The following is a 19,350-nucleotide window of genomic DNA, read 5'->3' as shown; positions in this document are numbered from 1 at the left end:
CACCCGCGCCCCCCCCCCCGCCGCCCGGCCCCCCGTGTCCCCCCCCCCCCCCCGGGCCCCCGGGCCGCGCCCGGGGGTTACCCCCCCCCCGCGGGGGGCGAACCGGCCGGGCCCGGTCCGGCGAACCTCGGCCCCGGGCCGATACGGGAGAACTCGGTCACCGCCCGTTCGCGAGCGTCGCGTAGCGGGCACCGAGTCCGTCTCCCCACGCACGGGCCCGGTCGTTCTCGCCCTCGGACAGCACCGTACCCGGATCGCTCGAGTCCACGAAGAAGCTCTCCGGCGGTACCAGCAGCTCACAGCCCAGTAGCCGCAACCGTTTCCACGCACCGACCGCCGCCGAACCAGTGAGCCAACGTGGCTTCGCGATCCGGGTATCGAACACCGCCGTGGCCAGCTCCGCCGGCGCCTTCTCCAGCGTGTCCAGCCATTCCCGCAACCCGGTCCGCTTCGAACGAGTACCGGACCGCGCCTGGCGGGCCGCCTCTTCCCGGGTACGCCGACGGGTCATTCCATGAGCGTGTGTCGGCCCGCCCGCCACCAGCAACCCGATGCCATCCAAGGCCGAAGGCGCGTCGTCCACGTTCACCACCTCGACCGGCACGTGGGGCGCGAGTCCCGCGCCGACCGCCTCGGCCACCAGCTCGGTGTTCCCGAACATCGATTCGAACACCACGACGGCCCTCGTCGAACCCATCAGGAACCTCCTCGGTACGGGCAACCGGATCGACATTCCGACGATCCCTCGCACACCACTCCGGGGAACAGGAACGAAAGGCCCGGCAAGCAAGGCATTCCGGCTCTTCTCCCGGCGTGGCGCTCGGTCAGTCGGTGAGGTCGACTCGGATGGGGAGCAGGTCCGTTCCGACGGTCCGGACGGTGGCGCTGGTGAATCGGGGCAGGTTCCGGAGCCGGGCAACGGCATCGTCCTCGGGTACGAGGTGGGCGACGCCGTGATGCCATTGTCCGCCGATGCGAACACGCACCTCGGGCTTGGCGAGGATGTTGCGCACGTACTGGGGTTTCCGGCCGTGTTCGGAGACGAACCAGAACTCCCGCCCGACGCGACGGCCGCCGATGGGTGTCCGCCTGGGCAGCCCGGACTTCCGGCCGGTCGTCTCCAGCAGGGACTGACCGCGCAGCCGGGCGGTCACCGGGTTGAGGACCCGCCGCTGCAGGGTCGTGACCACGCGGTACTTGAGGATGGATCGACGTGGCATGCGTAGCTCCCGAGGAATGCACCGGTGGCCGCGGTGCGCCGCGCCCCGCGGAACCGACTGTCGTGTTTGGACGGTTGCTGTACGTTTTCCCGACCGCCTGCGGAGGTGCCCGGGCGTGGGGCTGACGCGCGGCTACGACATCCTCGGTTGGTAGACGTGCTCGTCGTCGCGGTCCACCACGGTGATCTCGGCGTCATCCACCAACCGGTCCAGCCGGTTCGCCGCCATCGTCCCGCCGGTTCCGCCCCCGAGCACCACGATCCGCTGTGTCATTGCCCCAGTTTTCGCGCCCGGTGACCGGCCGGATAGGGACTTCGGTCCCCGCGACCGAGGACCCGACGGCCGGTCCGCGTCGCGGGCCCGATGCCGGAACGACAGACGAAAGTCCCCGCGTACCAAGTCTTTTGCGGAAGCACGCCGACGTGACCAGCCCCTTGGGCGAAGCACGGAGCCCGTTCACGACGGGCACGGCGCATTTTCGGTCTCGGCGAGAGCCCGAGCCGCCGGTGACTTTCGGCCGTATCCGCCGGAACCTCGGACGCGGGAATATCGGACAGGCATCGCGCCACAGGCTGGAGGCGGGTGGAATGAGCACTCTCGGGGCCATGATCGTTGTGGCGATCACCGCGTTCGTCACGACCGGCTGTGGCGGTGGCGGTACCACCGCGGCACCGGTGCCGCCGGGTACCCCGGCGACCGCCTCGGACTTCGCCCCGACCGCCGACCCGGCTCCCCCGCCGCCCTCTCCCAGCGCCTCGGCCCCTCCGCTCGGCACTTCGGCCGTGCCGACCGCACCTGTAGCCGCTCCGGAATCATGCGGAACAGACGGATGGGGCGCGGCGCCCAAGGCAGCCGAGGGATTCAGCCGCGCGAGCCTCTATCTGGTCCGTATCGGCAGGCACGACTGCTACGACCGGGTCGTCTTCGACCTCAACGGCCCGGCACCGGCGGGATTCTCCGTGCGGTACGTCCCGGTCGTGACCTCCGACCCCAGGGGCGAACCCCTGCCGGTGCCGGGCGGCGCGGTGCTCCAAGTGGTCGTCCGGGCGCCCGGACTCGGCGATGACGACTCCGGGCATCAGCCCGGCCGGGTACTCGCAAGGACCGGCGACCAGCTGTACGGTCCCGCCCAGCTGGCGGGCTGGCCGTCGCTGCGTGCGGTGCGGTTCGCCGGATCCTTCGAAAGCCAGTGCACCTTCGCCGTCGGAGTACGCGTCCGGCTGCCGTTCCGCGTCTTCACCCAGCTCGACTCCGGCGACCAGATCCGCCGGGTGGTCGTCGACATCGCGCATTGACCGCGCCGACGTGGGTACCCCTCACCGCGGCGACCGAGAGCACGAACTCCAGCGGTCCGCTCCCCGGCCGGGTGCGGAGACGGGGCGGCACACCGGCAGTTCAGTGTGAGGAGACGACCATGCCATGCCTTGATCACCTACCGGTGCCGAACCTCGGCCGGCGACTCTCTCGTCCATAGTGGACGTTCATGACGCGGTCACCCTCGGGGTGGAAGAGGAGTTCCTCCTGCTCCACCCGGAGACGGGTGAGGTGGTGTGCGCCGCCCCCCGGCTGCTGGGACTGCTCGCCCGTGAACCCACGGTGATGCCGGAACTGATGCGCTTCCAGATCGAAACCGCGACCACCGTCCGCCGCCGGCTCGAGGACGTCCGCGCCGACCTGACGAGACTCCGGCGGCGGCTGGCCGATGCCGCCGATCGCGCCGGCTGCGTCGTCGCGGCCACGGGGGTCGCCCCCTTCGGAGTCGCGCCGGGTACCTCCGCCCTGACCCCGAGCCGCCGGTATCTCACGCTCGCGAAACGGTTCCCCGGTCTCATCGCCGACGCGGGAACCTGTTCCTGCCATGTGCATGTGGGCATCCCGTCCCGCGAGAGCGGACTCCGCGTCATCGCCGAACTGCGGCCCTGGCTACCGGTCCTGCTGGCGATCACCGCCAACTCGCCGTTCAGGCACGGCCGGGAGTCCGGCTGGGCGAGCGCACGGTACGCCCTGTGGTCCCGCTGGCCCACCGCACGACCGCCCTCGGCGTGGCCGGGCGTCACCGACTACGACACCGAAGTCACCGAGGCGATCCGGTCCGGTGCCGCACCCGACGAGCGCGGCCTGTACTTCTACGCGCGGCTCTCACCCCGCTACCCGACCGTGGAGGTCCGGATCGCCGATACCTGTCTGGACGTCGAAGACGCGGTGCTGCTGGCCGGGCTGGTACGCGCGCTCACCGTCACGGCACTCCGAGACGATCCGCCTCCGGTCCGTCCCGTTCACGACCGTGCGATATCCGAAGCGCTGTCCGCCGCCGCCCGGCACGGGCTGACCGGTCCTGGCCTCGATGTCCGGACCGGGGCCGTGCTCTCTCATGAACGCCTCGTCGACCAACTCTTGGGTCATCTGCTTCCGGCTCTCGACGCATGCGGCGACCTCGACGTGGTGAAGCGGCGCGTGGACGAACTCCGGGGACACGGTGGAGGCGCGGCACGCCAGCGCGCACTGCGCGCCGCTTCGGCCTCTCCGGCCACGTTCGTCGCCCGGCTGGCCGGAGCCACCGTGACCGGCCCGCACCGATGACCGGCGAAGCCACCCGCGACCGGTGTCGCTCTCCTGCCACGAATCCCGGCACTGGACGACACGTAGTCCTTACGTCACAACAGAACTCGTTCGCGATCTCGCGGAACGACCGCGACGAGACCGTGTTCGGCGCGTAACCTCTCGGCCAGTGCCGCGGAGCCGTCGGGCTCACCATGAACCAGATACGCGGTCCCCGGCGGCTCCCCCGTACTCGCCCACGCCACCAGCTCGTCGGCGTCGGCGTGCGCACTGAACGCGTCGAGCTGAACGACATCGGCGCGTACCGGGACGTAACGGCCGTGGATCTTGATCTGCCGGGCGCCGGAGGCGAGCTGACGGGCACGGGTTCCCGCGGCGGCGTACCCGGCGATCAGGACGGTGTGCCGGTAATCCGGCAGCAGATATTCGAGATGGTGCAGAATTCGCCCGCCGGTGGCCATCCCGGACGCGGAGATGACGATCGACGGCATCCGCGGCGCGTTGACCCGCATCGACTCTTCGACCGTCCGCAGCTCCGTGAGCCTGCCCGGCGTCAGCGGGTCGTGCCCGGCCAGCTCCGGGCGGATCTCCGGCCAGCCCTGCCGCAACGCCTCCCGGTACACCCGCAACGCCGCCAGCGCCATCGGGCTGTCCACATACACCGGTAGCTCCGGAATCTCCTTGTCCCGCATCAGTTTCGCCAGCGTGACGAGCACGACCTCGGTCCGGTCGACGGCGAACGCGGGGATCAGGACGCTCCCGCCCCTGCCGGCCGTGCGGCGGATGGTCTCCGCCAAGGTCGCGAGGGCGTTCGCGTCGTGGTGTGTCCGGGCACCATAGGTGGACTCCAGCACCAGCGCGTCGCAGGAGGGCCGCGGCTGCGGCGGCCGCAGCAGGCTGTGCCGCGGTCTGCCCAGGTCACCGCTGAACACCACGCGGCGCCCGGCCGCGTCCAGCCGCGCCCACGCCGATCCGAGGATGTGCCCCGCCTGTCCGAAGTGGAGGGTGAGGCCCGGCGCGATCTCGGTGTCCCGCCCGTATTCGACCACCCGCAACTGGCGGATCGCCTTCTTCGCGTCTTCGGCGTCATAGAGCGGAAGTGCCGGGCGGTGCTTGGACCAGCCGTACCGGTTCGCGTGTTCGGCTTCCTCGATCATGAGGTGCGCGCTGTCCTTGAGCACGATCGGGACCAGCTCGGCGGTCCCCGGCGTCACGAACACCGGACCACGCCAGCCCGCGCGAGCCAGTACCGGAAGGTACCCGCAGTGGTCCAGGTGCGCGTGCGTCACCACGACCGCGTCCACCCCTGCCAGCCGGGGCGGCATCGGCGCCCAGTTCCGCCTGCGCAGTTCGGCCAGTCCCTGGAACAGCCCGCAATCGACGAGCACCCGCGCGTCTTCGGTTTCGACGAGGTGTTTGCTGCCGGTCACCGTTCCCGCCCCGCCGTAGAAGGTCAGCGACGGCGGCCGCGCAGGCCCGGTTGTGGCCATCTGGGTACTCCTCGTTCCGTTCGACTATCCACAGTGGACGACTATGATCGCGAGCCGCTGTGGACCGCGTAGTTCGCGGCACGTGAGTCGTCGTGTGTTCAAGCCTCGCGCGCGGCACACCTGGCACGCAGAGGCGAACGACCCCGCTGATCGCGCCGACCGGCCCTACATCCTGCTCGCCCGGCGGCTGACACGGCCGGGCGAAGGACTTACGACCCTATGCTCCATCCGGCCGAGCTGCCAGAGTTCTGGCCGAGGAACGGAGCGACCATGACTGATGACCGCGAAAAGTGGACATTCGATGTGGCTTTGGAGCGCACACCGCACCGCACGCGTGCCCACATCCTCCTCAAGAGTCCGGACAACCACGAGTTCTGCGGAGTAGGGCTCGCCCACGACGTTCGGGACGCTGAGGAGGTGGCGCAGGTCGGGACCTACCTGGCGATCGGACGGGCCTTGTCCGACCTCACCGAGGAACTGCTGGAAGCGGTCGTCATCGACGTCGAAACAGCAGCGGCCAGGCTGGACCGGCCGGCCCCGCTGGCCCGCGCCTGAATCGGCTGGACGCTTCGCCGCCACGATCATGATTCCCGAACAGCGCGGTTCCCGGGGAACCCGGCGCCGTCGTCCCGGGGAAAACCTGCCCCCGGCACCCGGTGATGGGACGGGCATGGCCGGGAACAGTGACGAAGGACTCCGGGGCCGGGGTATTCCGGCTCTCCGCCGGTACGGACAGGACGTTCGCTTGTCCGGACGGGACTTCCGTCCCTCCTCGTGCGGTGGTCGCGGGAGCGACGCTGGGACCAGGAGATGGGAGAACGTCATGGCGACAGTCACGGTGACTCACCTGGCGGCGGACAAGTTCCGCCTCGAAACCCGCGATCACGTGGTACTGGTCGACCAGCCCTCCGATGACGGGACCGAACTCGGGCCCACCCCGGTCGAACTGCTGGTGATGGCTCTGGCGGGGTGTGCGGCGCACTACGCGGTGAACCATCTGCGCGCGGCCGGGCTGCCCGCGGCCGGTCTCACGGTCCACGGCCGCTGGTCCATGCGGACCGGGCCGGTGCGGGTCGGCCGCGTCGAGCTGACGGTCGTGCTGCCCGACCCGATCGAGCCCGACCAGGAACGAAACCTGCTTTCCGCGATCGAGCACTGCACGGTGCACAACACGCTCCGCCACCCGCCGCATGTCGAGGTCCAGGTCGCCGAGCCGAGCATGGTCGCCGTCGGCATCGACCTGTGATGGCCTCCACGACGCGACTGCCGCTGCTGGCCGGAGTGGACGGATCGGCGCTGAGCCTCCGAGCGACCCGTTGGGCCGCGAGGGAAGCCGCGCGGCGCGAGGTGCCGCTCCGGCTCTTGCACGTCTGTGGGTCGCCGAACGGGCCATGTCCGGACGACTCCGCCTTGCGGTATGGCGAACGAAGCCTGCGAGCGGCCGAAGAAGCGGCTGAGAGGGCTGCACCAGGGCTCTCGGTGCAGCCGCTTCTGGAAGCCGGAGACGCCGCCCAGAGCCTGGTCGCGCACTCGGCCGAGGCAGGACTTGTCGCGCTCGGCGCCTCGGGAGTGGAGCACGATACGACCTCGCTGCTCGGCCTGGTCGCCCGCACCGTGACCGCACGTGCCGAGTCACCGGTGGTCGTGCACCGGGGACTGCCGGAACACACCACGCCCGGCGGCGCCGCCGTGGTAGTGGGAACCGACGCCGCCGACCATCACGGCGCGCTCGACTTCGCCTTCGCCGCGGCCGACGCGCGCGCCTGCCCGCTGATCGCGGTCTGGGTGTGGGACGGCTACGAACCCGATGAGTCCGCACGAAGCCTGCTGGCCGAACGCTTCGAGACCTGGGCAGCGAGGTATCCAGGTGTGCTGGCCCGTCTCCGGTTCGTCCGGGGTCGTCACCCGGGCCAGGCACTCGTCCGTGCGGCGTCGACGGCGCGGCTGGTCGTGCTCGGCTCCCGGCTCCGACCGGCCCGAGCGCAGCCCGTCCTCGGCATCACGACGCACGAGTTGCTCGACCACGCACCCTGCCCGGTCGCCGTTGTCCCGCCACTGACCCGGTTCGAGCACGGCAATGGAACCGAATAGCCGCCTCGTCGAGCTGAGCGATGGGCGTACGGTCACCGTCACGCTGCTCGGCCCCGATGACGCACCGGAACTGGGTGAGGCGATCCGCACCGCGGACGCGGAAACGTTGTATCGCCGGTTCTGCGGGCCGCCGCCGAAGGTGACCCCGAAGTTGCTGCGGCGGCTCACCGAGCTGGACTACGACCACCGCTACGCCCTGATCGCGCGTGACCCCGACGGCAAAGGCGTCGCGGTCGCCCGGTACGAGGCCACCGGTGAACCGGGCGAAGCGGAGGTCGCCGTCGTCGTCGATCCCGCGTGGCGGCGTGCCGGGGTGGCCACGGCGCTGCTGCGTCTGCTGGCCGAAGCGGCGCTGCGGCACGGCTACGACCGGTTCACCGCGACCTATCTCGCGGACAACCGGCCGGTCGCCGAACTGCTCGACGAAGCGGGCGGGAAGCGCGCTATCGCCGAAGGGATCGCCGAGGGCACTGTCCGGCTGCGCCGCTGACCGCACGGCGCAGCGCGACCCCACCGCGCGTCGCCCGACCTCGGCCACACGATCACTTCTTCAACATCGCCCCGAACACCCCGACGTTGCCCTGCGCCGCCGCGCCCTCGCCGAGCCGGGTGTCGTCCAGCTTCGCGGTCAGCTCGTTCCGCACCTCGACGACACCGTCGACCCGGCGGGCGAACTCGAGCAACATCGTGACGAGACTGGCCCGTTCCAGCTGCCCCTTCAGCGTAACGACGCCGTTGTGCACCGACACGAACAAATCCCGCGGATCGACGCACATCACGCGCTCGATCACCTCTTCGCGGATCTCCGCCCGGATTTCGGTGTCCGGCCGCAGGAAAACCCGCAACAGATCCCCCCTGGTGACCAAGCCGGCGAGCTTCCCGGCGGAGTCCACGACCGGCAGCCGGTGGATCCGGTGTTCCTCCAGCAGCCGCGCGGCCCGCGACACGTCGGCCTCCTGGTCGACCGTGATCGCGGGCGCGGTCATCAGGTCGGCCACGAACCGCCCGGTCGCCTTGCTGTGGAGCCGGTGGTGGAAACGGCGTCGCCGTGCTCGGCCCGCCTTGCGCTCCAGCAGATCGCCCTGCGAGACGACGCCGATGACCAGACCGTCGCTGTCCACCACGGGCGCGCCGCTGACACCCCAGGCCGCGAGCAGGGCGGCCGCCGCTTTGAACGGAGTTTCCGGGTGCACGGTCGCGACATTCGTCTTCATCACCGAACGCACCTGATGCTGGTGGCTCATCTCGGACTCCTTCTCTTGGGGACCGTGGTCATTCCCGCAACCGCGCGGGTTCCGCCGTCACGCCTTCGATGTCCCGTGCCGCGGCGTCGAGCAGCTGGTGCGCCAGATCGGCGAGCGCACGGGACACGGCCAGCTCGTCCCCGATTTCCGGTACGTCCGAGTCACGCGGATTCAGCCGGGCGAGCCCGGTTCCGACGAGCCCGGTGTGGTCGGGGTTCTCCAGCCGCGCGATGGCCCGGGTCCTTGCCTCGTGCTCGTCGACGAAGACTTCGACCCTCCAACGCTTTTCTCGCATCAGGACCTCCTTGTTCCGTCCCCTCCACGATCTGCGCCGGGCAGCCGCAGCCGGAAGGGCCGAACGTCACCAGCCACCGGCATAGGACCCACCGCGTGAGGTAGTTCGGCTCTAGGCCGGATCGCGGCCACGGACGCAAGGTGGAGAACGAATGGGGCCCCATCGATCCAGCGCTCGCCGTCGGACCGGCCGCCGCGGCCGGGGAAGTGAGACCTGGCATGTTCCGCACCGCACTCCCCTTGGGCCGTTGGGCGGGTATCACCGTCGGCGCGCACTGGTCGGTACTGCTCGTTCTCGCGTTGCTCACCGAGCTGCTCGCCGCCGACGTCCTGCCGCGTTCCGCCCCGCACCAGCCCGTAGCCGCGTACTGGATAGCCGCCGTGGTCACCGCCATCGGCTTCCTCGCGACACTGCTGGCCCACGAACTCGCCCATGCGCTCGTGGCCCGGCGCCAGGGGTGCCGGGTCCGCCGCATCACCTTGTGGATGCTCGGCGGCGCTACCGAGTTGGACGGCGAACCGGCGACTCCCCGCGCCGAGATGCTCGTCGCCGCGGCCGGGCCCATGACCAGCCTGCTGCTCGGCGGCACCGGCCTCGGAGCCGCCTTCGTCCTGCGAGCCTGGCCGATCCCGCTTCCCCTGGCCGCGCTCTACTGGTTCGGGCTCACGAACCTCGTGCTCGGAGTCTTCAACCTGCTCCCGGGCGCACCGCTGGACGGCGGCCGGATCCTGCATGCGCTGCTGTGGCAGCGATATGGCGACCGGGTCCGTGCCACCGAGATCGCCACGCGTGCCGGTCAGGGGTTCGGGCTGCTCGTCGCCGCGATGGGGCTCGCCGAAATGCTGTTCGGCGGGATCTCCGGGCTGTGGCTGGTGTTCGTCGGCTGGTTCCTGCTCGCCGCCGCGCAGGCCGAACTCACCGGGCACACCGTGCGGGAACGGCTCGGCGGCCTCGCGGTCCGCGCGGTCATGGATCCGGCCCCGGTCACCGCGCCCGAGTGGTTGACGATCGAAGGCTTCCTCGACCAGCTCACCCCCTCCACCAGACAACGCGCCTTCCCCGTGGTGTCGTTCAACGGAAAGCCGACCGGCGTCATCAGCCTCGGCGAACTCACTCGGCTGACGCCACAGGACCGGCTCAACATCCGGGTTGCCGACGTCTGCCGCACCGCACCAAAAGTGTCCGTAGTGGACGCTGGAACCCAGGTGGCGGATCTGCTCTCGAAAACCGTACTGCGCCAGGGAAGAGACCTCGTGCTGGTGGTCGAGGACGACCGGCTCTCCGGCGTCGTCGACGCGGACGACCTCGCACGCGCCGCCGAACTGGCCCTGCTCGGCCGTCCCGTGCCCGCCGACGGCTGACTGGCCCCTTGTGAGCGTGGTTTTCCCTGCCCAGCATGGAAAGCACCACATGACTCAGGACGAGAGGAAACGACGCCATGCTGAGCCGTCTCGTCACCGGGGTATTCGCCGCGCTCACGTTGCCGACCGTCACCGCCGCGCCGTCGGAAGCGCGGGGCCTCGCTCCCCAGGTGTCGACCACGGTCGTGGTCAACGAGGTGGCCCCCTCGGGCGCGACCGGCGAGAAGGACGAGTTCCTCGAACTGCGCAACATCAGCACCACCCCCTTGAGCCTCACCGGTTTCACCCTGCGGTTCTACGGGTCCACCTGCGCGGTCACCACCGTCCTCATCCTTCCGGCTGGGCTTGTGCTGCAACCCGCCAACGCCGTGGGCCAGTACCTCGTCGTGACGGGCCAGGACTTCGCCGGCACCATCTACGACCAGACGAACGTGGTGCAGTTCGTCGGCCCCGACCTGATGCCCGCCGACGTCGGCGCGGTGGCTCTCTTCGACCCCGCCGGACGGCGGGTCGACGCGGTCGGATGGGCAGCACCGTTCCGCTCGGCGTGCCCGCAGGAGGGCCCGCCCGCGCGCACCCCGCCGCCGTCATCGGGCCTGTCCATGTCCCGCAACTACCTGAGCTGGGACACCGACAACAACCGGAACGACTTCAACCCGACGCCACGCACTCCCGGGGCCCAGTGGCCGGAACCCCCTGGCGCGCCTTGAAATCGGGCTTCGCCACTGATCGCCGGTCACGCTCCCCGGCTCACGTCGCGTGGTGGCTTCCCCGCCTGCCGAACAGGACGATCAGCGGCACGGTGCACAGCAACGGGCCGAGTATCGCGAGCGGCCGCTGTGCCCACCAGATCAGGTCCGGCGCGCGATCGTCGACGATGCGGTGGTCCAGCACGAAGTAGACGAACCCGCGTGCCAGCGCCATCCCCGTGGTGTGGAACAGGAAAAGCGGCAGCGCGAACCGCGCCAGCAGCTCGGTGAACCGGTGCGGCCGCGGTCGGGCGAACCAGCGTCGCAGCATCGGATGGATCAGCTCGGCCACTCCGATCTGGAACACCAGCAGTGCCACGATGACGAAGGTCGGCGGTCCCATGTTGGAGAGGCGGTCCCCCGGTACGCCGACCATCGAACCGGGATACAGCCCGGAAAACACCAGCCCCGCCAGTGCGAACAGGCCCGCCCACAACAACGCGCGGCTCCGCGCGCGAGGCGCGTCCGTCAGCCGCCGGAAGAAGAACCCGGCCTGATGAGCCAGCGCCCACACGACGAGCATGTTGATCCAGCCCGCCCACGAAACGCCGTAGCGGAACCGGAGCACGTCGACGAGCATCGCCAGGCCGCCGAGCCACACCAGCACCAGGACGTCGAACCGGCGGTGCAGCCACAGCCACACCGGCAGCAACGCGAGCAACACCACGTACACAAGGAGAAACCACAGCGGGCTGAGCACCAGCAGCACGGCGCTCCGCATCCAGTGCAGACCGAACACCGTTCCCAGCACGGTGCCCAGCACCGCCCAGGTCATCACCAGCGCCGCCGCGGGCACCACGAGGTGCCGGACGTGGCTCCACACGTACCTGGTGAGCCGCTCCCCGCGATCACGAGCGTGCTCCCAGGAAACCAGGTGCACGTATCCGCCGACATAGAAGAACACCGGCATCACCTGCAGCACCCAGGTGAGGATCCACAGCCCGGACAGGAAACCCAGCGGGCTGGTCGGGCTCGGCCCGTCCGGCGACCAGCGCAGGATCGTGAACGCCCAGTGCCAGACCACCACCACGACCAGGCTGGCCCCGCGCAGCCAGTCCACGAAGAGGTCACGCTCCGATACGTTCGTGGCGCCGTCCCGGTGTCCGGGCGCACACTGGGAAGCAGAATGAACACTCTTGCCGCGCCCCCGCTTTCCCTCCCACGCCGGGTCGTCGCCGTCGTGACGGCGGTCCTGCTGCTCGCGGCCGCCACCACCCTCGCCAACCGGGTCCTCCCCGGCTGGGCGTATCCGGTGTGCGGCGCGGTCACCGCGTGCCTGCTGGTCGGGCTCGCCTGCTTCGCCGGTTTCCGGCCCGCCACGATCGGGCTCGGACGGCGTCACCTCGGCCGCGCCGCGCTGGTCGGCCTGATCGGTGCCGCGCTGATCGCGCTGGGATTCGGGATCGCGCTCGCCGTCCCCGCGCTGCGGCCGCTGTTCCACGACGGCCGGGTGGGTTCGCCCAGCGCCGCCCAACTGGTGTGGTTGGCGCTGGTCCGTATCCCGCTCGGGACCGTGCTGGTGGAGGAGGTCGCGTTCCGCGGCGTGCTTCCCGCGCTGCTCGGCGCCGGGGACCGCTGGCGCTGGCTGCCCGTGCTGGGCGCGGCTGTCCTCTTTGGACTGTGGCATCTGCTGCCCTCGCTGGCACTCGTGCGCAACTCCGCCGTGCACGCGACCGTGGGCGGACTCCCGCTCGCCGTCGTTTCGGCACTGGCGATGCTCGCCGCGGCCGGCGCCGGAGTGTTCCTGTACTGGTGGCGGCACACCGGCCGAGGGCTGCTGGCCCCCGTGCTGGTGCACCTGACCACCAACTCCGGCGGGCTGGTGCTCGCGTCCTGGGTGCTCGCCCATCCCTAGAACCGCCAGGTCAATCGCGACGGCCGGGCACTTCGCCGTCACGGACGACGGCGACCGGGCAGAGCGCGCGGGACAGCACGTCCTGGCTGGTCGAGCCGAACAGCAGCCCGGTGAAACCGCTCCGGCCCCGGCTGCCGACGACAAGCAGCTGCGCGCGGTCGGCGAGGTCGAGCAACCGGGACGCGGGACGGCCACGCACCACGACCCGCTCCACCGCGACGTCGGGGTACTTCCCCGTCCAGTCCGCGAGCCGCCCGTCCAGCAGGCCGTGCTCGTGCTCGTCGACGGCCGCGTGGTCGAGGCGCTCGTGGCTTTCCTCGAACAGTGAGGCCAGCAGCCCGTCGTCCCAGCTGTGCACCACTACCAGCCCCGTGTTCCGGGAAGCGGCCTCCTCGAAGGCGAACGCGAGCGCCGCCTCGCTCGCCGGCGTCCCGGCGACACCCACTACGACCGGCCCGCTCTCCGGCGGTTCCTCCTCGGCGACATGCGGCCGCACGAGCACCACCGGGCACGAAGCGTGCACGGCGAGGTCGAGCGTGACCGACCCCGCGGCCAGCCGGCCGATCGTCCCGATCGTCTCGGTGCCGAGTACGAGAAGGCCCGCCGTTTCGGACTCGGCACGCAGACGCCCGGTCACCGTTCCCCGCAGCAGCTGCTCGCTCTGCGCGACCCCCGGCTCGGCCTCACGGGCAAGGTCCCTGGCCTGCCGCAGCAGCCGACGCCCCCGCATACCGGCGATGCGCACGATTTCGTCATAGCGCGGCACGAACCGGACGGCGGCGAGCGGCGCCTCGTCGACGACGTGCACGAGACGCAGAGCCGCATACCGGCGACGTGCCTCGGCCGCGGCCCACCGCACCGCCCGCAGCGCCGAGGCCGAGCCGTCCACGCCGACCACCACCGGTTCCCTGATGTTCCCGGCCATCGATGGTCACTCTCCTTCCGTTTCGAGTCCGCCGCGCACCGTCCGGTAGCCAGCTTCGCCGCCCGCGTGCCCGCGACGCAGAGGCGAACGGCCCTGCTGGTCGAGCCCACCGGCCCTACATGCGCCCGCCGCGCCCTTCGTACCGTCGAAAAACCACCGGTCCCGCGCCCGTCTGGAGGACGCCGATGCGTGAGGCTTACCGAGAAGGAGACCGCCATGAACATGGCGCTCCGCGGCCGCTGCTACGAACGCTTCGCCGACCACGCCGTTTCCCTGGGCAAGCGCGTTCGGCTTCGGCTGGTCGGCTACCGCCGGCCGGTGGTCGATCTCGCTCGTCCCGGCCTGATCAGGTCGCACGAGCTTGAGCGTTGTACGGCAACAAAGTTTGCCACGTCAGAGTAGACACGCCACACTCCGTCACCCGCCGTACCCGGTTAACCATACGGGCAATCTCTGCTAACGATTCAAAGACATCTCCAGTAAGACTATTTCTCCGCGTAACGACGACTTCCACCAAGGCGACTACCTCGCATCACCCAGCCGACACCTTGCCGCCGTCAGATGCTCGGCCAGAACGGGAGTACACCATGGTGGACAGGCCCGAAACCATACCCGAAATACGCCCAGCTATCGCCTTTATTCGAAGATATATCGCAGTGATCTTCGAATTCATCACCGCCACAGTCGGAATCGCAGCCTTTCTCGCACATTTCTTCGTGTCGATTTCCGAAGAGTCACTCGTCGAACTGACATTGGGAATCCTGGCCTTACTGGCCGTGACCTCACTTCTCCAGCGCGTAACAAAGATGGCCGACGTCGAACGCAAAGTCGACGAAGTCGACGCGATGCTGACCAACTTGAGCCTCGAAATCAAAGGGATAGCCACATTTTTCCGAGGACGCGAGTTCACAAACAAGATGACAGCCGCGGTAGGAGACACGAGCAGCCTGCTGCGCCGGTTCCGCCACACCGGAATCGAGGGCGGCTATGACTCGCTCCGCGTTTCCGACCTCGTGCCAAATATGCGAAAAGCCTACTCGATAAGAGTACTGTCGAACTGGGTCGGCGGACTGAACGAGCTCGGCGACACGCTGGTCAAGGCCGCAGCCAACGACTGCGACATCCGAATCCTCATCCTCCGGCACGATTCCCAGCATGCACGGTCGAGAAGCCTCGAACTCAGCCGAGGAGCCGACGAATCGTTCGTACAGAACCAGATCGCGACCGAGATCCTGCAGTTCGACCACCTTTTCCGAAACCATCCCGAAGCACGACACAAGATCCAGGTCAAGGCCTACGACGCGAGTCCGACACTGTGCCTGTTCGGGTACGACAAGGTTCGCCTGATCGGCCTCTTCTGGCGCGGTGAGCTTGTCATGAACACTCCCTTCTTGAAGGTGCATGGAGAGATGGCATCCTCCACCAACGGCTTCGCTCACCCAAATGAGATTCGCACGTCGATCACCGAACGGATCGACGAGCATTTCGAGAGTCTCTGGTCCGATCCGAGCGCGAAGTACATCAGAGTCGCGAACGGAAAACCGGAGTACGTGGACTCGTTCAGTGAAGCCTGGTCGCCCACCCAGCGGTCGGTCGGTTGATGCGTCTGGCGACGGGGACAGCTCATCACGCCCGGAGGCCCACGACGTCCCGGCGGGGAGGGTACCCCGGGCACCGTTGTGATGACATCCGGCCCTGTATGCGGATCCCGGCGCGGAGGAGGCTGATGTCATGGCCTCACCACTACCAGTGCAGCCGCCGGTTCTCTCGCCACCTGCCTGGGCCGACGTGCACGAGACCCACATCGGCGCCGTGTTCCTGCTCGGCGATCGCGCCTACAAGCTGAAGAAGCCGGTCGACCTGGGCTTCCTGGACTTCACCTCCCGGCAGGCGCGCGAGCGTGTCTGCCACCGGGAGGTCGAACTCAACCGCCGGCTCGCTCCGGACGTCTACCTCGGCGTCGCCGACGTGACCGGGCCGGACGGCGAACCGTGCGACCACCTCGTCGTCATGCGCCGGATGCCGGAGGAGCGCCGACTGTCCACTGTGGTCACCACCGGCGAGCCGTGCGATGTACAGGTGGACCGGCTCGCCCGCCTCCTCGCGGGCTTCCACGCCCGCGCCGAGCGGAGCGCCGAAATCTCGGCCGAGGGCTCGCGGGACGCGATCCGTGCCCGCTGGGAAGCCAGTTTCACGCAGGTCGGGCCCTTCCACCGGCAGGTGCTCGATCCGTCCGGGGCCGCCGAGATCGAGCACCTGACCCGCGAGTTCCTTGCCGGGCGCGAGCCGCTGTTCGATCGGCGGATCGCGGACGGCCGGATCGTCGACGGGCACGGCGATCTGCTCGCGGACGACATCTTCTGCCTGGACGACGGCGCCCGGGTCTTGGACTGCCTCGAGTTCGACGACCGGCTCCGTCGGCTCGACGGGCTCGACGACGTCGCCTTCCTGGCCATGGATCTCGAACGGCTCGGCGCCGCCGACCTCGCCGCCAGGCTGCTCGACCGTTACGCCGAGTTCGCCGGGGACCCCGCTCCCTCGGCACTCCGGCACCACTACGTCGCCTACCGTGCCTTCGTGCGGGTCAAGGTGGCCTGCCTGCGCCACGCCCAAGGCGACGAGTCTTCGGCTTCCCTCGCTCGTGAGTACGCCGGGCTCGCACTGGACCACCTGCGCCGCGCCAAGGTGCGGCTGATCCTCGTCGGCGGGCTGCCCGGCACCGGGAAGTCCACCGTCGCCGCTGCCCTCGCCGATCACCTCGGCGCGAGCCTGCTGCTCAGCGATCGCGTCCGCAAGGAAGTGGCCGGATTGTCCCCGGAAACCTCCGCCGCGGACGACTATCGGCATGGTCTCTACGATCCCGCGCACACCGACCGGACCTACGCGGAACTTACCCATCGCGCGGGGGCCCTGCTCGCACTGGGCGAGACGGTGGTGATCGACGCCTCGTGGAACACGGAAACGCACCGGAAGCTCGCGACGGAGGTCGCCACCCGGACGCACAGCGACCTCGTCGCGCTGCGCTGTCACGTCCCCGCGGCCACCGCGGCCGAACGCCTGACCTCCCGCGGACCGTCCTTTTCGGACGCGACACCGGACGTCGCCGCGCACATGGCCACCGACGCCGATTCCTGGCCCGAGGCTCATCCGGTCCTGTGCACCGGTACCCCCGCGGAATCCCTGGACCGTGCGCTGGCCCACCTGCGCTGACCACCGGCTCAGGCAGGCACGTCCGCCGTGCCGGAAGGCTCCCTTGTGGACGTTCGCCAAGGGAGCCTCCACACGACGAGCGCGGATCGCGTCAAACGGTCATGACCTCCTGCTCGTCCTGACCGGCCAGCTCCCGGATTCGCGCTTTCGCCTCCGCGAACACGACGGACAGCCGGTCCACCATGTCCTCCGTGATCATCATGCCCAGCGTGCCGGTACGGGTGCCGAACTCGAGCTGAAGCTGTTCCTCGAACACCTTCGGCTTGACGCGGCACGACGAGTCCAGATCGACCCACATGCTGACCGAGATACCCTGACAATCGACCATTACCGACAACCTTCCTTTCCCGCCGCGACCACACGCGCGGCTCGTTCACACCCTCCGCCGGACGGGCAGGATGCCCAGGCAGCTCCGGCACCATCTCGGCTTGACCCCGGGCCGGAACTCGACGCGGTCCAGCAGGGTGCCGCGAGGATGCCGATCCGGATACGGCTTGTCCTCCTCGCACCGTGGAACCAGCAGCACCAGCCGGAGATCGGCCACCTCGATCCGCCGGTACCAGTGGATGCGCTCCACATCCGGCTCGTTGCAGTACAGGAGCACAAACCCCGGCACGTTGCAGCGGCGCAGATCCATCACGCGCCGCCGACGTCACGGTCGAGCACCGCCCGGGTGTTCGCGACCAGCTCGGCCATCGCGCGGGGCGGCAGGATCACCGGCTCGCCCTCGTCGCCGGTCTGCAAGGCCATCCGCTCACCGGCGGCCGAGCGCACGATCCCCACCACGACGTGGGTCGCCTGCCCGGCCAGCGTGCGGGCCGGGGTGATCCGGCGCAGCTGCCACCGCCACCTCGTCATGGCGAACCAACTCCCCGTTATGGTGGTGCGCGAGGCTTGCCGCCCGACGCGTGATACCGGCGCTACCGGTGATGTGCACCAAGTATCATCACAGGTAGCAGAAGTGTGCAATGACCTCATCGGGTGACGTCCGGGCTCCAGCAGTCCTGCATTACCATGTGCTGCATGGCGGGTAGCAACTCAGGATCTCCGGCGGCCGAACTCGGCGCGGCACTCAAGGCCGTGCGCGAGGCACGCAAGCTCACGCAGCGGTCGATGGCCCTGGCGATCGGCCGCAAGGAGTCGGACTCCGGTCTGCTTTCCCGCTGGGAGAAGGGCGAGCGGATCCCGAAGCCGGAAGAGGTCGACGCCATTGTCAAGGCACTGGACCTCGACGAGGCGACGGCGACCGAGCTGGCGGAACTCCTGGCGGCCGCCACCAGCGAAGGCCAGGGCGGCCAGTGGCTCGCCGTCACCCTCCCGGAGCGTCGCCAGCAACTCAACGCAATGCTCGCTTTCGAGCACACGGCCACCAAGGTCACGCAGGTCACGCCGTTGCTGATCCCGGGCGTCCTCCAGACCAGCGACGTCATCCGCGAGATCATGCGCAAGGGCAAGCTGCCCGAACACGAGATCGTGGAACGGGTGGCGATGCGCATCGGACGCCGCGAACTCATCACCCGCCGGAATCCCGCGCACCTGGAGGTTCTCCTCGGCGAATCCGCGATCCGGTATGTCATTGGCGGCCGCGAGATATGGGCGGACCAGCTGCGCTATCTGCTGGAGATGACGGAACTGCCGAACGTCGAGGTCCGGCTCGTCCCGTACTCGGCGGGATGGTCGCCGGTGCTCTCCGGTCCGTTCATCATCGTCGACTCCGACGTTCGCGAGTCGATCGTCCATGTCGAAACTCAGCGAAGCGGTCTGATCCTCAAGGACGCCGATGACGTCGCGGCTCATCGGCGGGAGGCCGACGGGGCAAAGGAAGCGGCGTTGGAACCCGCGGCCACCGTGGACTACATCAACAAAGTGATCAATGAAGTGGAGAGTCAGAAATGACAACTAGGCGCGATGGCTGGTTCAAGTCAAGCCGGAGCAAGGAGACCACCGACTGTGTCGAGGTGAAACTCGGCAACGTCGTGGGCATCCGGGACAGCAAAGACCGCACACACGGACAACTAACCGTCAACGGCTCCGCCTGGCACGCCCTACTCACCACGATCACCCACAACTAACCAGACCGGCCGGTGTCCCGGCGCACCGAGACACCGGCTTTCCCCGCGGACCGGGCGGCCCCGATCAATGAAGCGGAGAACCAGAAATGACAACTGGGCGCGACGACTGGTTCACATCAAACCGGAGCAAAGATGGCGCCGACTGCGTCGAGGTGAAACTCGGCAACATCGTGGGCATCCGGGACAGCAAAGACCGCACACACGGACAACTAACCGTCAACGGCTCCGCCTGGCACGCCCTACTCACCACGATCACCCACAACTAACCAGACCGGCCAC

The 19,350-nt window shown here is 69.2% G+C and carries 26 protein-coding genes; 15 read left to right on the top strand and 11 right to left on the bottom strand.

The window, feature by feature from the left end:
• Positions 1-157: 157 nt before the first annotated feature.
• The 3 genes from ACFWY9_RS16325 to ACFWY9_RS16315 all read right to left on the bottom strand — a co-directional run bounded on the left by ACFWY9_RS16325 (position 158) and on the right by ACFWY9_RS16315 (position 1,493).
• The gene (locus ACFWY9_RS16325) at positions 158-697 is read right to left on the bottom strand and encodes a flavodoxin family protein (protein WP_378328266.1); all 540 of its coding nucleotides are present in this window, start codon (positions 695-697) and stop codon (positions 158-160) included.
• 127 nt (positions 698-824) lie between these two features.
• Positions 825-1,220, bottom strand: a complete 396-nt coding sequence (locus ACFWY9_RS16320; RefSeq protein WP_378328267.1) for a nitroreductase/quinone reductase family protein — start codon at positions 1,218-1,220, stop codon at positions 825-827.
• A 132-nt stretch (positions 1,221-1,352) separates the two neighbouring features.
• Positions 1,353-1,493, bottom strand: coding sequence for a tryptophan 7-halogenase (locus ACFWY9_RS16315; RefSeq protein ID WP_378328268.1), 141 nt, complete (start codon positions 1,491-1,493; stop codon positions 1,353-1,355).
• Between the two features lie 314 nt (positions 1,494-1,807).
• Between ACFWY9_RS16315 and ACFWY9_RS16310 the strand changes: the two genes are divergently transcribed.
• Entirely contained in the window at positions 1,808-2,515 is a 708-nt protein-coding gene (locus tag ACFWY9_RS16310; RefSeq protein ID WP_378328269.1) for a hypothetical protein, read from the top strand.
• A 178-nt stretch (positions 2,516-2,693) separates the two neighbouring features.
• Positions 2,694-3,800, top strand: coding sequence for a glutamate--cysteine ligase (locus ACFWY9_RS16305; protein WP_378328270.1), 1,107 nt, complete (start codon positions 2,694-2,696; stop codon positions 3,798-3,800).
• A gap of 74 nt (positions 3,801-3,874) precedes the next feature.
• On the opposite strand, the gene ACFWY9_RS16300 is transcribed toward ACFWY9_RS16305, so the two are convergent.
• Complete coding sequence (locus ACFWY9_RS16300; RefSeq protein ID WP_378328271.1) at positions 3,875-5,269, bottom strand: MBL fold metallo-hydrolase RNA specificity domain-containing protein; 1,395 nt, start codon at positions 5,267-5,269, stop codon at positions 3,875-3,877.
• 270 nt (positions 5,270-5,539) lie between these two features.
• Here ACFWY9_RS16300 and ACFWY9_RS16295 point away from each other — a divergent pair, with 270 nt between their 5' ends.
• From ACFWY9_RS16295 to ACFWY9_RS16280, 4 genes are all read left to right on the top strand, one after another.
• Entirely contained in the window at positions 5,540-5,824 is a 285-nt protein-coding gene (locus tag ACFWY9_RS16295) for a dsRBD fold-containing protein (protein WP_378328272.1), read from the top strand.
• Positions 5,825-6,092: 268 nt separating this feature from the next.
• A complete protein-coding gene (locus ACFWY9_RS16290) occupies positions 6,093-6,515 on the top strand; it encodes an OsmC family protein (protein ID WP_378328273.1) in 423 nt (140 codons plus the stop codon).
• On the top strand, positions 6,515-7,360 hold the full coding sequence (locus tag ACFWY9_RS16285) for a universal stress protein (protein WP_378328274.1): 846 nt from the start codon (positions 6,515-6,517) through the stop codon (positions 7,358-7,360). Before ACFWY9_RS16290 ends, ACFWY9_RS16285 begins: the two co-directional genes overlap by 1 nt.
• Positions 7,347-7,850 (top strand): GNAT family N-acetyltransferase, encoded by a 504-nt coding sequence (locus tag ACFWY9_RS16280; protein ID WP_378328275.1) that lies wholly within the window; start codon positions 7,347-7,349, stop codon positions 7,848-7,850. Before ACFWY9_RS16285 ends, ACFWY9_RS16280 begins: the two co-directional genes overlap by 14 nt.
• A gap of 52 nt (positions 7,851-7,902) precedes the next feature.
• On the opposite strand, the gene ACFWY9_RS16275 is transcribed toward ACFWY9_RS16280, so the two are convergent.
• Both ACFWY9_RS16275 and ACFWY9_RS16270 read right to left on the bottom strand, forming a co-directional pair.
• Positions 7,903-8,604: a CBS domain-containing protein gene (locus ACFWY9_RS16275; RefSeq protein ID WP_378328276.1), complete on the bottom strand. Its 702-nt coding sequence runs from the start codon at positions 8,602-8,604 to the stop codon at positions 7,903-7,905.
• Between the two features lie 28 nt (positions 8,605-8,632).
• Positions 8,633-8,899, bottom strand: coding sequence for a DUF1876 domain-containing protein (locus tag ACFWY9_RS16270; RefSeq protein ID WP_378328277.1), 267 nt, complete (start codon positions 8,897-8,899; stop codon positions 8,633-8,635).
• A gap of 218 nt (positions 8,900-9,117) precedes the next feature.
• Here ACFWY9_RS16270 and ACFWY9_RS16265 point away from each other — a divergent pair, with 218 nt between their 5' ends.
• Together ACFWY9_RS16265 and ACFWY9_RS16260 are read left to right on the top strand one after the other, a co-directional pair.
• Positions 9,118-10,260, top strand: a complete 1,143-nt coding sequence (locus ACFWY9_RS16265) for a M50 family metallopeptidase (RefSeq protein ID WP_378328278.1) — start codon at positions 9,118-9,120, stop codon at positions 10,258-10,260.
• A gap of 77 nt (positions 10,261-10,337) precedes the next feature.
• Complete coding sequence (locus ACFWY9_RS16260) at positions 10,338-10,970, top strand: lamin tail domain-containing protein (RefSeq protein WP_378328279.1); 633 nt, start codon at positions 10,338-10,340, stop codon at positions 10,968-10,970.
• A 40-nt stretch (positions 10,971-11,010) separates the two neighbouring features.
• On the opposite strand, the gene ACFWY9_RS16255 is transcribed toward ACFWY9_RS16260, so the two are convergent.
• Entirely contained in the window at positions 11,011-12,069 is a 1,059-nt protein-coding gene (locus ACFWY9_RS16255) for an acyltransferase family protein (RefSeq protein WP_378328280.1), read from the bottom strand.
• Between the two features lie 66 nt (positions 12,070-12,135).
• On the opposite strand from ACFWY9_RS16255, the gene ACFWY9_RS16250 reads away from it, so the two are divergent.
• A complete protein-coding gene (locus ACFWY9_RS16250; protein ID WP_378328281.1) occupies positions 12,136-12,864 on the top strand; it encodes a CPBP family intramembrane glutamic endopeptidase in 729 nt (242 codons plus the stop codon).
• Positions 12,865-12,874: 10 nt separating this feature from the next.
• On the opposite strand, the gene ACFWY9_RS16245 is transcribed toward ACFWY9_RS16250, so the two are convergent.
• The gene (locus ACFWY9_RS16245; RefSeq protein WP_378328282.1) at positions 12,875-13,789 is read right to left on the bottom strand and encodes a universal stress protein; all 915 of its coding nucleotides are present in this window, start codon (positions 13,787-13,789) and stop codon (positions 12,875-12,877) included.
• Between the two features lie 216 nt (positions 13,790-14,005).
• Here ACFWY9_RS16245 and ACFWY9_RS16240 point away from each other — a divergent pair, with 216 nt between their 5' ends.
• The 3 genes from ACFWY9_RS16240 (at position 14,006) to ACFWY9_RS16230 (ending at position 16,999) form a co-directional block, all read left to right on the top strand.
• Positions 14,006-14,191, top strand: a complete 186-nt coding sequence (locus ACFWY9_RS16240) for a hypothetical protein (RefSeq protein ID WP_378328283.1) — start codon at positions 14,006-14,008, stop codon at positions 14,189-14,191.
• Between the two features lie 185 nt (positions 14,192-14,376).
• A complete protein-coding gene (locus ACFWY9_RS16235) occupies positions 14,377-15,390 on the top strand; it encodes a DUF5919 domain-containing protein (protein WP_378328284.1) in 1,014 nt (337 codons plus the stop codon).
• Between the two features lie 130 nt (positions 15,391-15,520).
• On the top strand, positions 15,521-16,999 hold the full coding sequence (locus ACFWY9_RS16230) for an AAA family ATPase (protein ID WP_378328285.1): 1,479 nt from the start codon (positions 15,521-15,523) through the stop codon (positions 16,997-16,999).
• A 91-nt stretch (positions 17,000-17,090) separates the two neighbouring features.
• Here the strand turns inward: ACFWY9_RS16230 and ACFWY9_RS16225 are convergent, their stop codons facing one another.
• Genes ACFWY9_RS16225 through ACFWY9_RS16215 form a run of 3 tightly spaced genes read right to left on the bottom strand, consistent with a single transcriptional unit; the run spans position 17,091 to position 17,857 of the window.
• Positions 17,091-17,327, bottom strand: a complete 237-nt coding sequence (locus ACFWY9_RS16225) for a hypothetical protein (protein WP_378328286.1) — start codon at positions 17,325-17,327, stop codon at positions 17,091-17,093.
• Positions 17,328-17,372: 45 nt separating this feature from the next.
• Positions 17,373-17,636: a hypothetical protein gene (locus ACFWY9_RS16220; RefSeq protein WP_378328287.1), complete on the bottom strand. Its 264-nt coding sequence runs from the start codon at positions 17,634-17,636 to the stop codon at positions 17,373-17,375.
• Positions 17,636-17,857, bottom strand: coding sequence for a hypothetical protein (locus ACFWY9_RS16215; RefSeq protein ID WP_378328288.1), 222 nt, complete (start codon positions 17,855-17,857; stop codon positions 17,636-17,638). The genes ACFWY9_RS16220 and ACFWY9_RS16215 overlap by 1 nt, the downstream gene beginning before the upstream one ends.
• Before the next feature lie 165 nt (positions 17,858-18,022).
• Here ACFWY9_RS16215 and ACFWY9_RS16210 point away from each other — a divergent pair, with 165 nt between their 5' ends.
• The 3 genes from ACFWY9_RS16210 to ACFWY9_RS16200 all read left to right on the top strand — a co-directional run bounded on the left by ACFWY9_RS16210 (position 18,023) and on the right by ACFWY9_RS16200 (position 19,337).
• On the top strand, positions 18,023-18,895 hold the full coding sequence (locus tag ACFWY9_RS16210) for a Scr1 family TA system antitoxin-like transcriptional regulator (RefSeq protein ID WP_378328289.1): 873 nt from the start codon (positions 18,023-18,025) through the stop codon (positions 18,893-18,895).
• On the top strand, positions 18,892-19,071 hold the full coding sequence (locus tag ACFWY9_RS16205) for a DUF397 domain-containing protein (protein ID WP_378328290.1): 180 nt from the start codon (positions 18,892-18,894) through the stop codon (positions 19,069-19,071). The genes ACFWY9_RS16210 and ACFWY9_RS16205 overlap by 4 nt, the downstream gene beginning before the upstream one ends.
• 86 nt (positions 19,072-19,157) lie before the next feature.
• On the top strand, positions 19,158-19,337 hold the full coding sequence (locus ACFWY9_RS16200) for a DUF397 domain-containing protein (protein ID WP_378328310.1): 180 nt from the start codon (positions 19,158-19,160) through the stop codon (positions 19,335-19,337).
• Positions 19,338-19,350 lie beyond the last annotated feature (13 nt).

Origin of the sequence: Amycolatopsis sp. NPDC059027, assembly GCF_042739735.1 — a bacterium.
In the GTDB taxonomy this organism is placed as follows: domain Bacteria; phylum Actinomycetota; class Actinomycetes; order Mycobacteriales; family Pseudonocardiaceae; genus Amycolatopsis.
Note: the sequence above shows the minus strand (reverse complement) of the source record. Positions and strands in the feature narration are given on the sequence as shown.

Bases quoted from the DNA above. Each gene is read 5' to 3' on its own strand.
- ACFWY9_RS16325 (WP_378328266.1), bottom strand. From the start codon at position 697: ATGGGTTCGACGAGGGCCGTCGTGGTGTTCGAATCGATGTTCGGGAAC.
- ACFWY9_RS16320 (WP_378328267.1), bottom strand. From the start codon at position 1,220: ATGCCACGTCGATCCATCCTCAAGTACCGCGTGGTCACGACCCTGCAG.
- ACFWY9_RS16315 (WP_378328268.1), bottom strand. From the start codon at position 1,493: ATGACACAGCGGATCGTGGTGCTCGGGGGCGGAACCGGCGGGACGATG.
- ACFWY9_RS16310 (WP_378328269.1), top strand. From the start codon at position 1,808: ATGAGCACTCTCGGGGCCATGATCGTTGTGGCGATCACCGCGTTCGTC.
- ACFWY9_RS16300 (WP_378328271.1), bottom strand. From the start codon at position 5,269: ATGGCCACAACCGGGCCTGCGCGGCCGCCGTCGCTGACCTTCTACGGC.
- ACFWY9_RS16295 (WP_378328272.1), top strand. From the start codon at position 5,540: ATGACTGATGACCGCGAAAAGTGGACATTCGATGTGGCTTTGGAGCGC.
- ACFWY9_RS16290 (WP_378328273.1), top strand. From the start codon at position 6,093: ATGGCGACAGTCACGGTGACTCACCTGGCGGCGGACAAGTTCCGCCTC.
- ACFWY9_RS16285 (WP_378328274.1), top strand. From the start codon at position 6,515: ATGGCCTCCACGACGCGACTGCCGCTGCTGGCCGGAGTGGACGGATCG.
- ACFWY9_RS16280 (WP_378328275.1), top strand. From the start codon at position 7,347: ATGGAACCGAATAGCCGCCTCGTCGAGCTGAGCGATGGGCGTACGGTC.
- ACFWY9_RS16275 (WP_378328276.1), bottom strand. From the start codon at position 8,604: ATGAGCCACCAGCATCAGGTGCGTTCGGTGATGAAGACGAATGTCGCG.
- ACFWY9_RS16270 (WP_378328277.1), bottom strand. From the start codon at position 8,899: ATGCGAGAAAAGCGTTGGAGGGTCGAAGTCTTCGTCGACGAGCACGAG.
- ACFWY9_RS16265 (WP_378328278.1), top strand. From the start codon at position 9,118: ATGTTCCGCACCGCACTCCCCTTGGGCCGTTGGGCGGGTATCACCGTC.
- ACFWY9_RS16260 (WP_378328279.1), top strand. From the start codon at position 10,338: ATGCTGAGCCGTCTCGTCACCGGGGTATTCGCCGCGCTCACGTTGCCG.
- ACFWY9_RS16250 (WP_378328281.1), top strand. From the start codon at position 12,136: ATGAACACTCTTGCCGCGCCCCCGCTTTCCCTCCCACGCCGGGTCGTC.
- ACFWY9_RS16245 (WP_378328282.1), bottom strand. From the start codon at position 13,789: ATGGCCGGGAACATCAGGGAACCGGTGGTGGTCGGCGTGGACGGCTCG.
- ACFWY9_RS16240 (WP_378328283.1), top strand. From the start codon at position 14,006: ATGAACATGGCGCTCCGCGGCCGCTGCTACGAACGCTTCGCCGACCAC.
- ACFWY9_RS16235 (WP_378328284.1), top strand. From the start codon at position 14,377: ATGGTGGACAGGCCCGAAACCATACCCGAAATACGCCCAGCTATCGCC.
- ACFWY9_RS16230 (WP_378328285.1), top strand. From the start codon at position 15,521: ATGGCCTCACCACTACCAGTGCAGCCGCCGGTTCTCTCGCCACCTGCC.
- ACFWY9_RS16225 (WP_378328286.1), bottom strand. From the start codon at position 17,327: ATGGTCGATTGTCAGGGTATCTCGGTCAGCATGTGGGTCGATCTGGAC.
- ACFWY9_RS16220 (WP_378328287.1), bottom strand. From the start codon at position 17,636: ATGGATCTGCGCCGCTGCAACGTGCCGGGGTTTGTGCTCCTGTACTGC.
- ACFWY9_RS16215 (WP_378328288.1), bottom strand. From the start codon at position 17,857: ATGACGAGGTGGCGGTGGCAGCTGCGCCGGATCACCCCGGCCCGCACG.
- ACFWY9_RS16210 (WP_378328289.1), top strand. From the start codon at position 18,023: ATGGCGGGTAGCAACTCAGGATCTCCGGCGGCCGAACTCGGCGCGGCA.
- ACFWY9_RS16205 (WP_378328290.1), top strand. From the start codon at position 18,892: ATGACAACTAGGCGCGATGGCTGGTTCAAGTCAAGCCGGAGCAAGGAG.
- ACFWY9_RS16200 (WP_378328310.1), top strand. From the start codon at position 19,158: ATGACAACTGGGCGCGACGACTGGTTCACATCAAACCGGAGCAAAGAT.